General features: G+C 65.2%; 16 protein-coding genes. 9 read left to right on the top strand and 7 right to left on the bottom strand.

The window, feature by feature from the left end; translation table 11 throughout:
• Positions 1 to 56: 56 nt before the first annotated feature.
• Both OVA12_RS07045 and OVA12_RS07050 read right to left on the bottom strand, forming a co-directional pair.
• Complete coding sequence (locus OVA12_RS07045; RefSeq protein ID WP_268135752.1) at positions 57 to 1,070, bottom strand: P1 family peptidase; 1,014 nt, start codon at positions 1,068 to 1,070, stop codon at positions 57 to 59.
• 96 nt (positions 1,071 to 1,166) lie between these two features.
• Positions 1,167 to 1,721, bottom strand: coding sequence for a flavin reductase family protein (locus OVA12_RS07050; protein WP_268135754.1), 555 nt, complete (start codon positions 1,719 to 1,721; stop codon positions 1,167 to 1,169).
• 321 nt (positions 1,722 to 2,042) lie between these two features.
• On the opposite strand from OVA12_RS07050, the gene OVA12_RS07055 reads away from it, so the two are divergent.
• From OVA12_RS07055 to OVA12_RS07080, 6 genes are all read left to right on the top strand, one after another.
• Positions 2,043 to 3,155, top strand: coding sequence for a branched-chain amino acid ABC transporter substrate-binding protein (locus OVA12_RS07055; RefSeq protein WP_268135756.1), 1,113 nt, complete (start codon positions 2,043 to 2,045; stop codon positions 3,153 to 3,155).
• 95 nt (positions 3,156 to 3,250) lie between these two features.
• On the top strand, positions 3,251 to 3,802 hold the full coding sequence (locus tag OVA12_RS07060; protein ID WP_268135757.1) for a L,D-transpeptidase: 552 nt from the start codon (positions 3,251 to 3,253) through the stop codon (positions 3,800 to 3,802).
• Positions 3,803 to 4,013: 211 nt separating this feature from the next.
• A complete protein-coding gene (locus OVA12_RS07065; RefSeq protein ID WP_268135759.1) occupies positions 4,014 to 4,550 on the top strand; it encodes a PadR family transcriptional regulator in 537 nt (178 codons plus the stop codon).
• Positions 4,544 to 5,173: a GyrI-like domain-containing protein gene (locus OVA12_RS07070; RefSeq protein ID WP_268135761.1), complete on the top strand. Its 630-nt coding sequence runs from the start codon at positions 4,544 to 4,546 to the stop codon at positions 5,171 to 5,173. The genes OVA12_RS07065 and OVA12_RS07070 overlap by 7 nt, the downstream gene beginning before the upstream one ends.
• Positions 5,174 to 5,261: 88 nt before the next feature.
• A complete protein-coding gene (locus tag OVA12_RS07075; protein ID WP_268135763.1) occupies positions 5,262 to 5,645 on the top strand; it encodes a CidA/LrgA family protein in 384 nt (127 codons plus the stop codon).
• A complete protein-coding gene (locus tag OVA12_RS07080) occupies positions 5,642 to 6,367 on the top strand; it encodes an LrgB family protein (protein WP_268135765.1) in 726 nt (241 codons plus the stop codon). Before OVA12_RS07075 ends, OVA12_RS07080 begins: the two co-directional genes overlap by 4 nt.
• Positions 6,368 to 6,409: 42 nt before the next feature.
• On the opposite strand, the gene OVA12_RS07085 is transcribed toward OVA12_RS07080, so the two are convergent.
• Together OVA12_RS07085 and OVA12_RS07090 are read right to left on the bottom strand one after the other, a co-directional pair.
• Positions 6,410 to 7,648, bottom strand: a complete 1,239-nt coding sequence (locus OVA12_RS07085) for a vWA domain-containing protein (RefSeq protein ID WP_268135767.1) — start codon at positions 7,646 to 7,648, stop codon at positions 6,410 to 6,412.
• Between the two features lie 4 nt (positions 7,649 to 7,652).
• Positions 7,653 to 8,615, bottom strand: coding sequence for an AAA family ATPase (locus tag OVA12_RS07090; protein WP_268135769.1), 963 nt, complete (start codon positions 8,613 to 8,615; stop codon positions 7,653 to 7,655).
• A 260-nt stretch (positions 8,616 to 8,875) separates the two neighbouring features.
• Between OVA12_RS07090 and OVA12_RS07095 the strand changes: the two genes are divergently transcribed.
• The gene (locus tag OVA12_RS07095; RefSeq protein ID WP_268135771.1) at positions 8,876 to 9,247 is read left to right on the top strand and encodes a c-type cytochrome; all 372 of its coding nucleotides are present in this window, start codon (positions 8,876 to 8,878) and stop codon (positions 9,245 to 9,247) included.
• Between the two features lie 134 nt (positions 9,248 to 9,381).
• Entirely contained in the window at positions 9,382 to 9,654 is a 273-nt protein-coding gene (locus OVA12_RS07100) for an usg protein (RefSeq protein ID WP_268135773.1), read from the top strand.
• A 154-nt stretch (positions 9,655 to 9,808) separates the two neighbouring features.
• On the opposite strand, the gene OVA12_RS07105 is transcribed toward OVA12_RS07100, so the two are convergent.
• The 3 genes from OVA12_RS07105 to OVA12_RS07115 all read right to left on the bottom strand — a co-directional run bounded on the left by OVA12_RS07105 (position 9,809) and on the right by OVA12_RS07115 (position 11,324).
• The gene (locus tag OVA12_RS07105) at positions 9,809 to 10,138 is read right to left on the bottom strand and encodes an NHLP leader peptide family natural product precursor (protein WP_268135775.1); all 330 of its coding nucleotides are present in this window, start codon (positions 10,136 to 10,138) and stop codon (positions 9,809 to 9,811) included.
• A 134-nt stretch (positions 10,139 to 10,272) separates the two neighbouring features.
• Positions 10,273 to 11,097, bottom strand: coding sequence for a tRNA1(Val) (adenine(37)-N6)-methyltransferase (locus OVA12_RS07110; protein ID WP_326493892.1), 825 nt, complete (start codon positions 11,095 to 11,097; stop codon positions 10,273 to 10,275).
• Complete coding sequence (locus OVA12_RS07115) at positions 11,094 to 11,324, bottom strand: putative signal transducing protein (RefSeq protein ID WP_268135777.1); 231 nt, start codon at positions 11,322 to 11,324, stop codon at positions 11,094 to 11,096. Before OVA12_RS07115 ends, OVA12_RS07110 begins: the two co-directional genes overlap by 4 nt.
• Before the next feature lie 274 nt (positions 11,325 to 11,598).
• On the opposite strand from OVA12_RS07115, the gene OVA12_RS07120 reads away from it, so the two are divergent.
• Positions 11,599 to 12,534 carry a polyprenyl synthetase family protein gene (locus OVA12_RS07120; RefSeq protein ID WP_268137041.1) on the top strand — a complete coding sequence of 312 codons (936 nt, stop codon included), beginning with the start codon at positions 11,599 to 11,601 and terminating at the stop codon, positions 12,532 to 12,534.
• Positions 12,535 to 12,543: the final 9 nt, after the last annotated feature.

The raw sequence follows: 12,543 nt of genomic DNA on the forward strand, positions 1-12,543 counted from the left end.
GATTGAGCATTTTCAAGGCGTGATGCGTCAGCATCTCAGCGCCTTGGTCTAAGTCTCTAACCGAAGCGCTGCTGCCAGGTCGGCACCGGATCCCCCGGTGCCGGTGTGGCGTGGTAGATGCCCCGGGCAATGGCGCGGGCGAGGGTGGACACGGCAGCTGCCCCCAGCTGCACCATGTCTGCCATCGGCCGCTCCAGTTTTTTCTGGCCCGTCGAGATTGCGAACACCAGGTCGCCATCCAGCGGCGTATGCGCCGGCCACAGCGCCCGGGCGAGGCCATCATGCGCCATCACGGCAAGGCGCTTGGCTTCCGCCTTGGTCAGGACCGCATCGGTGGCGACGGCCGCGATTGTGGTGTTCGCGCCCGCTGACAGCGCGTCGAGCTTTGTCCGCACGCTGACGGTATCCTCGGGCAGGGGGGTGGGATAGCCCAGTCCGCCGAACTCGCCGTTGCGCTCGTAAGGGGCGGCCCAGAAGTGCCGCGTATCGCCAACGGTTGCCCGGCCCAGCGCATTGACGGCAACGATGGCGCCAACCGTCACCCCGTTCTCCAGCCGGATCGAGGCCGAGCCGAGCCCGCCCTTGAGGTTGGCCGTCGTCGCACCGCAGCCGGCGCCGTGCGAGCCGAGCGGGAAATCGCGTGAGACCGTGTCGAGTGCCGCGCGTCCAAGGTCGCGATAGGGGGCCATCTCGCCCCAGCTCTTGTTGCCGCCGTTGAGGAGGTCGAACAGGATCGCCGAGGGAACGATCGGCACGCGCACCGGGCCGACCTGAAAGCCGCGTCCCATTTCCGCCAACCGTCCCTGCACGCCCGCACCAGCATCAAGGCCGAAGGCAGATCCGCCGGCCAGCACGATGGCATCAACGGCTTCCACGGTTTGCTCGGGTTCCAGCAGTGCGATCTCGCGCGTGCCTGGAGCGCCGCCATGAATGGCGACCGAAGCCACTGCCGGCTGGTCGGGCAGGATGACCGTGACGCCGGACTTCAGGTCAAGATCATCGGCCCAGCCCACGGACAGTCCGGGTACGTCGGTGATGAGGTTGCGCAGCGTATCACTCAATCCCGGCATAGCGGTCCTCCGTCAGCCGGACCTGAGAACGGACAAGGTTCCGGACGCCCCGAGCCTGATCGGCTTTTGGCCCAGGTGCAAGGCGTGATTGCGACCTCAGAGGCTGTGATAGGAGCGGGCCTTGTAGATCAGGGCGTCATGCGCCTCGCCCAGTCGCACATCCTTAAGCGCGCCGATGAAGATCGAATGCGAGCCGACATCGTGGCTTTGCATCAGGCTGCAATCTGCGCTCATCAATGCGCCGACCAGCACGGGTGCCCCAGTTGCGCCGGTGATCCATTCGGCGCTGGCAAAGCGCGGCTCCATGTCCGCGCCATTGCGGCCGGCGAACGTGTCCGAGAGCCCGCTCTGGTGTCCGGCCAGCGTGTTGAGGCAGAACACCCGGTTCTCCATCACGGCTGCGTGGATGCGGCTGGAGCGGTTGACGCAGACGACCAGTGCAGGCGGACTGTCGGTCAGCGAACAGGCCGCGGACACGGTCGCGCCGCAGCGCCCGCTGACGCCATCCGTCGTCAGAACATGGACAGCGGTGGCGATTCGGCTCATCGCCTCGCGGAAACGGGCGATGTCGAGCGCCGGCAGGGCAGCGGCCTTGCCTGCGAGTGCAGTCGGATCAGGCTGGTTAGGAGCAGACTTGTTAGGAGGAGACATGGGCGAAAAGGTCTTTCCCTTGCGTCTTGCGGTCAACGCGCGAAAATGTGGCCTGGCAGCAAGCTCGGCACGGGGGCAATGCACTCATCAGCCAGAGTATTTCTCAGACTGTCCGATGGCGAAAGCCAGTATGGCGGCAAGGATATAACGCGGCCTTGCCGAACTTGCACCCCGGACCGGCCTTTTGGTTGCGGTAAAGCGTCGGCCACGCGAAAAAAATCATGTCTGGTTGCAGCGGTTTGCCCGCGCGGATGATACTAGGACACGGAACGTCGGATTGAGGCCAGCGCTGACTGGCAAGCGATTGAGGATCGGAACGGGATGAAGCGGGGGATCGCGGCGGCGACAGGTTTGGTTCTGGCAAGCCTCTGGGCAACGGTGGCAATGGCGGATATCGCCATTGGCGTGGCCGCCCCCCTCAACGGACCCTTTGCTCCCCTTGGCCAGCAGCTGCTGTCGGGCGTGCGCGAGGCGATCGCGGATCTGAATGCCCGTGGCGGGGTTGCAGGCGAGAAGCTGAAGCTGGAAGCGGTCGACGATGGCTGCGAGGCGAAGAAGGCCGAGGCCGTCGCCAACCAGCTGGTTGGCCGCAAGGTTCGCCTCGTCGTCGGTCACGTCTGCTCGGCAGCTTCGCTGGCAGCCGCCAAGGTCTATGCCGAGGCCGGGATCGTCCAGATCAGCCCGGCAACCCTGTCGCCCCGTCTGACCGAGGATCGCGCCGGCCCTGGCCTCTTCCGTCTGGCGCGGCGCGAGGACGCGCAGGCGACAGCGCTCGCCGATCTGCTCCTGAAGCAGTTTGGCACGGAGCGCGTCGCGCTGATCGCGGACCGCAGTGCCTATGGCAAGGCGCTGTCCGATGCGGTGAAGGAAAAGATCAATGCTGGCGGTCTGCGCGAGGCCGTAAACCTGACCTTCGAGCCGGGGGAAAAGGATTTTCGCGGCCTGGCCTCCACGTTGAAGGGCGAGACCATCGACGCCGTCTTCATCGCCGCCCACGCTGCCGATACGGGCAATCTCAAGGCTGCACTTGCCGGGCTCGGGCTGAACGTGCCTGTCATTGCCGGCGATGCGGTGATGAGCACCGAATATGGTGCTGCCGCAGGTGAGGCCGCCAGCGGCATCAGCGTCAGCTTCCTCCCCGATGCGACAGGGCTTGCCGCCGCCCAGGACATTGTCGAGCGCCTGCGCGCCCGCAAGGACGAGGCGCTCGGCTATACCTTGCCGGCCTATGCCGCACTCGAACTCTATGCTGCAGCGGTCGCTGATGCCGGAAACACGGAGTTCGCCGAGGTCGCAGCGGCCCTGCAGCAAGGCCGGTTCGAGACGGTGATCGGCCCTGTCGCCTTTACCCCGGACGGGGATGCGGACATGCCGGGCTATGCCTTCTTTGACTGGCGCGACGGCGCCTTCCGGCCCGCTGACGTCACCAATTAACCCTTTGTTCAGATTTTGCCCGCCGCCGGGTGCCGCGCGAACGGGCCACTGCTAGTCTTGCCGCAGGTCTTGTCTGGTTCAGGCGGCGGATGGCAATGGCAGAAAATCGCGGTGGGCGGAGGCTTCGCCTCGTTTCATATGGCGCATGTCTTGCGCTTGTCAGTCTTCTCGGTCTTGCCGAGGCAACGGTCCGTCCGGCCCATGCTGGCGGCACGCTCGTGCATTTCGAGGACCCGCGCTTTGCCCCCGGCACCATCGTCGTGCGCAACGGCGAGCGGCGGCTCTATCTGGTCGTGGGGCAAGGCAGGGCGCTTGCCTATCCCGTCGCGGTCGGCAAGCGCGGCAAGAGCTGGACCGGCCAGACCTATGTCGACGGCAAATATGTCACGCCGGCCTGGATCCCGCCGGCCGAGGTGAAGCGCGACATCCCGTCCTTGCCGGATCGCATTCCCGGCGGCGCGCCCAACAATCCGATGGGCATCGCCGCGCTGACCCTGTCCGGCGGCGAATTTGCCATTCACGGCACCAATCGCCCCGACAGCATCGGCCGCCCGGTCTCCTACGGCTGCATCCGCATGCATAACGACGACATCGCCGACCTGTTCCAGCGCGTCGCCGTCAACACGCCGGTCGTGGCGTTGCCGTAAGGCGGATATTTCATCGTCGTGCTTTGAGCCAGCGCTCGCTACCGTCCGCCTCTGTCTCTTCCGGCTTCAAATCGGCTGCATGAGGCTCCGAAGCCGTTAGACTGCCATTTTCCAAACATCCGTGCCCAAGCGTTGAAACTGGCAAGTCGGTCGCCGGTGCCACGCTACGCGCTGACTTGACCAACACCATTTTATATTCTAGCACTAGAATATGGAGACGCGACTTACAGATGCTGAACTGCTGCTGCTCGGGCTCGTCGATGAGATGCCGCGTCATGGCTATGAGCTGGAACAGCTGATCGAAAAACGCGGGATGCGCGAGTGGACGCAGATCGGCTTCTCATCGATCTATTTCGTGCTCGGCAAGCTGGAGAAGGCGGGCTTTGTGTCTGCCGGGGTGCCTGCCGGAGCCAAGGCACGAAAGGTGTTCTCGATCACTCCCGCTGGCCGTGAAATTCTGCTGCAGCAGACTGTTTCAGCCCTTGGCGCCTACCGCCCCAGTTCTTCATCGCTCTTGCTGGGAATGGTCCATTGGCAATCGTTGACGCTTGATGCGGCGCTGGGCGCCCTCGAAGCGCGCCTCTCATCCATTTCGCAGGAAATTGATCGGCTCGAGTCCGTGCGTCGGCAAAGGCAGCCTATGCCGGATCACGTCGAGGTCTTGTTCGATTTCCTGGCGGGCCAGCTGGCGGCCGAACGCCACTGGATCACCACCACCCTGGACTACATGAGGAGCAAGCCATGCTAGGCGATGGACTGATCGACTTGACCAAGGACAGAACCCTGCTGCGCACGCTCTATGCGCCTCCGGCGGGGGGCTTCAGTATTGTCGAAGTGCCGAAGCTCCCGTTCGCCGTCCTCGATGGGGACGGGCCTCCCGTGCAGGCCGCGATTGAACCTGCAGTGAAAGCGCTTTTCACGGCGATCTATCCGATCCGGCGCGAAGCGCGTCAACGCGCTGGCAAGTCTTTTGTCGAAGCTCCCCTGGAGATCCTCTACTGGGCTCAAGACATGCGCGACCTTGCTGCGGGCAACAGAGAGGCTTGGAACTGGCGGGTACAGATTACCTTGCCGATCTGGGCCGATGCCGATCACTTGGCCCGGTCTGTCTCCGACATGCAGGCCGAACTCCAGGGTGCTGGGCCGATCCGCTACGACGTTACGGCCGAGGGCAGATGCGTCCAGACGCTGCATGTCGGACCGCCAGCAGGTATTCCTGAAACTTTGGCAAGGCTTTACGACGATTTTCTGCCCCGCATGGGGCTTGAGCCGGAGGGGCGCTATCACGAGGTCTATCTCGATGACTGGAGCCGTGTTGCATCGGACCGCTGCAAGATCATTTTGCGGCAGCCTTTGCGGTCGGCGCAGTAGGCTGCTCCCGCGCCCCATTGCCACCTTGTGCCCGACGGCTGGCCCGGACACTCTGTAGCCTTGATTCCTGAAGGGGCCGGAGCGGGCGATGTTGTTCTATCTCACTGTCATTCTCGTCTGCCAGCTCGCGGGCGAGCTGATTGTCGTCGGGCTTGGCCTGCCGATGCCGGGGCCGGTGATCGGCATGATCCTGCTGTTTGCCGGGCTCGTCATCCGGGGCGGCATTCCAGAGGGTCTGACGCGGGTGGGGGATGCGTTTCTCTCCAACCTGTCGCTGCTGTTCATTCCCGCCGGCGTCGGCGTCGTGCTGCATATGGGGCTGATCGCGCGGGAGGCAAAGGCGCTGGGCGCGGCCCTTCTTGGCAGCACGCTGATCGCCATCGCCGTCACTGGCCTCCTGATGCATCTGCTTACCCGGCGCCAGCGGGCCCGGGCGGGTGAGGGCACGGGCGAGACGGGAGACCGGCCATGAGCGCGCCGGCCAGCCTGACCGAACTCTGGGTCTATCTCGCTGCCAGCCCGCTGACGGCGCTGACCATGACGCTGATCGCCTATCAATGCGGCATGTGGATCTCGGCCAGGGCAGGCTTCAGCCCGCTTGCCAATCCGGTGCTGCTGGCAGTTCTGTTGCTGGTCGGATTGTTGCTCGTCACCGGCACCGACTACAGCACCTATTTCGAGGGCGCGCAGTTCGTCCATTTCCTGCTTGGGCCGGCCACCGTTGCGCTGGCCTTGCCGCTCTACCGGCAGATCGAACGGGTGCGGCGCTCGGCCCTTGCCATCACGGTCAGCCTCATCACCGGCGGCGCGGTGGCGGCGGCAACGGCGGTGGCCATCGGTGCCTTTTTCGGGGCCGGGCCGGACATTCTCGCCTCGCTCGCCCCGAAGTCGGTCACGGTGGCCGTTGCCATGGGCATTGCCGACAAGCTCGGCGGGTTGCCCTCGCTCACCGCTGTGCTGGTGATGATCACCGGGGTGATCGGAGCAGCGCTGGGCCCGCTGCTGCTGACGCTCCTCGGCGTACGCGATCCGGCCTCGCGCGGGCTTGCCATCGGCACGGCGGCGCATGGCATCGGCACGGCGCGCGCGCTGCAGATGAGCGATCTCGAAGGCGCCTTCGCGGGACTTGCCATGGGCCTCAACGCGCTTGCAACCGCGCTGCTCCTGCCGCTCGTATGGGGCTGGGTGTTCTGAGCGCAGGGGCACGGCAAGGACGCTCCGTCCCGCGCGACGCTCCTACCGCACCTTGAGCCAGGCTCTGGGATCAACCTTCGCGTCGGTGTTTCCGGTTCCCGACAGGGCCTTCACCAGATCGGTGACGGCCTCCAGCGAATGGACGGCGCGGAATTCGTCCACATGCGGCAGCATGGCGCGGATACCGCGGGCCTTGGGCTCGAAGCCGTCGAAGCGCAGCAGCGGGTTGAGCCAGATCAGCCGGCGGCAGGAGCGGTGCAGCCGGTCCATCTCGCGGGCAAGATCCTCGTCGGTCTCCCGCTCCAGCCCGTCGGTGATCAGCAGCACGGTCGGCCCGCCGGACAGCACCCGGCGCGACCAGTGGCGGTTGAACAGGTGCAGCGCCGTGGCGATGCGCGTGCCGCCGGACCAGTCGGCGACACCGGCCGAGCAGGCTTCCAGCGCCTCGTCCGGGTCCTTCATGCGCAGCGAACGGGTGACGTTGGTGAGCCGCGTGCCGAACAGGAACGTGTGCACGTCACGCCGCGTCTCCGTCATCCCATGCAGGAAATGCAAGAGGATGCGGCTATATTGGCTCATCGACCCGGAGATGTCGCAGAGCGCCACGATGGGCGGCAGCTTTTCCTGTCGCGCGCGGTGCTTCAGGTCGATGATGGCACCGCCGGCGCGTAAGGACGCCCGCAACGTGCGGCGCGGGTCGATCTGGCCGCGCGGGGCCGCGACACGGCGGCGGTGCAAGATCAGGTCCTTCGGGATCCGCATCGCCCTTAGCGCCGCCTTCGCCTCTGTGATTTCGGCGGCGGTCATCTGGGCAAAGTCCTTGGCCTGCAGCAGTTCGCGGCCCGACACGGTAAAGCGGGCATCCACCTCCACCTCGGGCTGCTCGGCCAGCGTCTCGCGCCGCTCGCGCGCGGCCTGGAAGGCCTGGGCGACGCGGGTCTGGCCGGCCTTGGCCTTTTCAGGGGCGCCACGCGGCGGGGCGACGGGCGACAGGATCGCCAGCATCTTCTCGATCAGCCCGCGGCTCTGCCAGTAGATGCGGAAGGCCTCGTCGAAGAGCACCCGGTGCTCGCGCTTCTGCACGAACAGGGCATGCAGCGTCCAGTAGAGGTCGTCGCGGCTCTCGATGCCGCTCACTTCGACCGCGCGCACGGCTTCCACCACAGTGGCCGGTCCGGCGGGCAGTCCGGCGCGGCGCAGGGTGCGGGCGAAATGGACGATGTTCTCCACCATCCGTCCGCGCCGCTCTGCCTCTGTCGTCAGCGGTCCCGCAGTGGTCATCGGCTCAGGCCCCGCCGGCCGGGCGCTGGCCGAGGTCGCGGGCGCCTTCCTTGCGGATGTCCTCGACGATCTGGCGCAGGCGCGAGCCGCGCACCCGCTCGATGTCGTCCTGGTATTTCAGCAGCACGCCCAGCGTGTCAGAGGCCATGTCGGGATCAAGGGCCAGTTCGTTGAGTTCCGTCAACGCCGTGGCCCAGTCCAGCGTTTCGGCGACGCCCGGCTGCTTGAACAGGTCTTCGGTGGCGCGCAGGCGCTGGACGAAGGCGACAATCTCCGCCGTCAGCCGTTCCGAGGCACCGGGCACTTTGCCCCGGACGATGGCGAGTTCCCGCTCCGCATCCGGATAGTCGACCCAGTGATAGAGGCAGCGCCGCTTCAGCGCGTCATGGATCTCGCGGGTGCGGTTGGTGGTGATGATGACGATCGGCGGCTCGGCAGCGCGGATGGTGCCAAGCTCGGGGATCGTCACCTGATTGTCGGACAGAACTTCCAGCAGAAACGCTTCGAAGGCCTCGTCGGCGCGGTCCAGCTCGTCGATCAGGAACACCGGCGGTCCCTTCAGCGACGGTTCCAGTGCCCTGAGCACCGGGCGCTTGATCAGGAAGCGTTCATCGAAGATGGAGCGCGACAGGGCGCTGTGGTCGGTGTCGCCGGAGGCCTCTGCAACGCGGATCTCCACCATCTGCGCGGCATAGTTCCACTCGTAGACGGCGGCGGAAATGTCGAGCCCCTCATAGCACTGCAGGCGGATCAGGTCGCGGCCGAGAGTCGCCGCCAGAACCTTGGCGATCTCGGTCTTGCCGACGCCGGCCTCGCCTTCCAGAAACAGAGGCCGGCCCATCTTCAGGGCCAGATGCAGCACGGTTGCCAAGGCCCGGTTGGCGACATAGCCGCCGCTGGTCAGCAGCCCCAGAGTGGCATCGATGGAGGCGGGCAGGGCGCTGGGCGCGTGATGGGTCGGCGTCATGGGGTCTCCCGGCATGTGTCGCTGCCCTCCACTCCCGGTCGCGGGGCGGGCAGTTGTTGGCGGGCAGTCCCGCAAACTGATCATATAAGGCGCCGTTGCTCTTGGGCAGCGGTGAAACGCGGACGAGGGCCGCAAACCGTCTCACCCTGCGGTACATTGTGACGCTGCTGCCGCGCCAAGCTTGTGCTTGGGGTTTTGCCTGACTTGTGGCGGCGCGGTGCGCCCGCCACTTTCCCCCTGGGACGAAGAGGGAGATCCCGATGCGATTCGACGTGTTGCGCCGGCCTGCGGCCGCATTGACCATTGGTCTGTTGACGGGCCTGTCCGGTTTCGCCAATGCCGCAACCACCGACAACCAGCCGGTGCTGGATCCGGTCGAGCTCGGCCGTGGCATTGCCGAAATGAACTGCGCCACCTGTCATGCGCTTGGCCGCGACGGGGCCAGCCCGATGGCGACAGCGCCCGCCTTCCGGAACCTGTGGCAGCGCTATCCGGTCGAGCAGCTTGAGGAGAGCCTGGCTGAAGGCATCGTCGCCGGCCATGAAAACATGCCGGAACTGGTGCTGGAGCCGGACGAGATCGACGCTTTCGTCGCCTATCTGAAGTCGCTGGGTGGACCGGCTGCTCAATAAGGACGGGTTGGCAGCACTCGCGGAAAGGTGCTGCTAACATATTGAACATTAAGGTGATATGGCAATTTCTTAATTGCGCATTTACTTCGCCGGCGTGACACTTTCCTCGTGGCAACCACGTCATGAGGTGACCCATGCAGGCAAGTGAAAGTTTTCGCCGCCAGTTCGCCGGATACGGCATCCTGACAGCAGAGATTCTCTACCGCATGCCGGACCATCCGGCGCTCTTGCAAAGTTTTCTCTGGCAGACCGAGGACAAGGCACCGCAGTTTCCCGAGCTGCGCCGGTTCCTCGCCTACTGGGAGCGGGAGATCGAGGCTCTGATCCACTCGGTCCGCGTTGCCCACAAGGACCTGATCGGCCCGATGGACGTGCGCTACGCCAAGGGCGAATTCCTGATCCATTGACGCCGACGGGCGCATGAAAAAGCGGGCAGAGCTTGGCTCTGCCCGTCCGTCTGTTGCCAAAAATTCTGGCGGTCCGCACCTGCTCGGCGTCACCAATGCGACGCGGAAGGTGGGCCGGACTTCACCTTGCCGATGCAGGTGAAGTCCTGTTGTCTCACTTCTTGCAGCCCTGGCCCTTCGGATAAGGGGGGCCGTAGAGGATGAAAGCCGAGAAGCCGGTGCCGCCCGACGCGAAATCGAGCAGTTCATCCGGCAGCTCGTCCTGTGCGATGGACCGCGGCAGCACGAGAACAGCCTCGCCCGGAGCTTCCTCGATCACGGTGATCTTGTAGGACGGGATCGGGTCAGTGCCGATCAGTTCCTTGATGGCCGCATGCGGGTTGGACTTCAGCAGGTCGCGGAAAGCGGCATCGGTCGAGGCCCGTTTGATCAGGTGCTTCTCGATGTGCTGGCGGGCCTGGATAAGCGGATCGGTTTCCGACATGAGCGTACTCCTTGGCATTTCTCATGCAATCAGGTCTGCATCGTCATCGCCGTCGTGACGCTGCCGAAGCATCCTCGTGCCAAGATCTACGGGAAGATTTCAAATGCTGCGGGGTTGGACCCCAAATCTGCCACTCAAGGTCTTGGCTGCAGGTCCAGCCCCTTGCCGTCGCGCATGACCGCCCTCGCCTCGGGGAGAAAGTCCGAGCCGTCACCGTCATGCAGCACGAATCCCGGCATCAGGCGCAAGGGCGCACGGCTGGCGCGGATGGCGCGCAGCAGGATGCGGGTTGCGGCAGCGTCCGGACGCGGACGCAAGGGGATGATGTCGATGGCACCGAAGCGGCCCTGCAGCACATCCAGCACCTCCTGCAGGCCGTCGGCGCGGAAGATGACCGTCAATGACCCGCCCTCGCGCAGGATATCTGTCGCGGTGCGGGCCCAAGGTTCAAGCCCGCGCTCGTCCAGCATGTGGGCGTCGGCCCTGCGGCTGGCCGGGGAGGAGCGGAACTGGTGCGCGGGGTAGTAGGGCGGGTTCATGATCAGGTGATCGGCCATGCCCGGCGTCAGGCCGGCGGCATGGCGCGCGCTGCCCTTGGCGGTGATGTCTGCCGCCAGAACCGCGACACGGCCCGCAAAGGCCGCGTTCAGCGGATCGGTCAGGCTGCGGCGGGCCAGTTCGAGCACCAGCGGATCATTGTCGACCAGCGTGACGCGGATGCCGGGCAGACGCGCGGCGGCACAGAAGCCGGCGGTGCCGACACCGGCCCCCAGATCCACCACATGTCCGGATGTGCCCTCTGGCAGCGCGGCGGCGAGATAGACCGCATCAAGACCGGCCCGGTGGCGGCCTTTGGCAGGCTGTTCCACCATGACAAGGCCGCCCAGGAACGCATCACGCGTGGTGGCAGGCTCCGCGTCCTCGCCCAGGCTCATCCTTGCGTCGATGTCGTCACTCACGCCCGGGGCTCGCTCAGTTCATGGCCGAGATCGGCGTCGCGCATCAGGCGGCGGGCCGCGTCGATGTCGTCGCTGTCGACCAGCACGCGGCGCGGGATGATGCCAAGGGATCCCTCGAGGATGCTCATGTTGCCATCCGCGACAAAATGCGCAATGCCGGCCTGACCCAGCAGGGAGGCGACGACAGAAATGATCACGGGATCATTGGTTCTGAGCAGTTCTTCCATGATCATCCGGATCCCTGAAGAGATGTTGGCCATCGCTGGCCTTGGCAAGGCCAAGCATTATTCTCCCTGCTGCATCGTGGACAAGTTCGTTCAACGGTTTGTCAAACGATTGTTCCCTTGCCCCGGACGGCCGAGGTGCCTATTGTCCGCCAAAACCAGACCCCTCGCCAGACCCGTTGGGAGAGTGCATTTGGCAGCCCTTGTCGCTTCCGCACAGGACAGAAACCGCGCAAAGGCGGGCATCCAGTTGCTCGTGGACCTCGTTGCCGCCGACATGCAGAAGGTCAACGAGTTGATCCTGTCGAAGGCGGGTTCGAATGTCGAGCTGATCCCGGTCATCGCCAAGCATCTGATCGATTCCGGTGGCAAACGGCTCCGGCCGATGCTGACCCTCGCGCTTGCCGGCATGTTCGGCTACGCCGGCAACGGCCATGTCATCCTGGCAGCCAGCGTCGAGTTCATGCACACCGCCACGCTTCTGCATGACGATGTGGTCGACGAGAGCGACATGCGTCGGGGCAAGCTGGCCGCCCGCAAGCTCTGGGGCAACCAGGCCAGCGTTCTGGTCGGTGACTATCTGCTCGGCCAGGCCTTCAAGATGATGGTCGATGTCGGCTCGCTCGAGGCCTTGCGCATTCTGGCCGAAGCCTCCGCCGTGATCGCGGAAGGCGAGGTGATGCAGCTGGGCGCGGCCAAGAACATCGCCACCACGGAAGCCGCTTATCTCAAGGTCATCGAAGCCAAGACGGCGGCGCTGTTTGCCGCTGCCGCCGAGGTTGGTCCGGTGATTTCCGGCCAGAGCGCCGAGATTTGCGCCGCCGCCCGCCGCTATGGCATGGACCTTGGCCTTGCGTTCCAGCTCGTCGACGATGCCCTTGATTATGGCGGGTCGTCCGCTGACCTCGGCAAGCAGGTTGGTGATGATTTCCGGGAAGGCAAGATCACCTTGCCGGTGGTTGTGGCGCTGGAGCGCGGCTCCGACGAGGACCGCGCCTTCTGGAAGAGGTGCCTCGAAACCGGCGACATTCGCGAAGGCGATCTCGACCATGCAATCGCCTTGCTGCGCCAGCATGGGGCGATCGAGGAGACCATCCTGCGCGCGCGCCACTACGGTGGCAGCGCCCTGGCTGCTCTTGAGGCGCTGCCGGACACCGCGCACCGTCAGGCACTGGCCGATGCCGTCGAATTCTGCATCGCCCGCGTCAGCTGACGCGAACCA

This window comes from Pannonibacter sp. SL95 (assembly GCF_026672425.1).
Lineage (GTDB): Bacteria > Pseudomonadota > Alphaproteobacteria > Rhizobiales > Stappiaceae > Pannonibacter.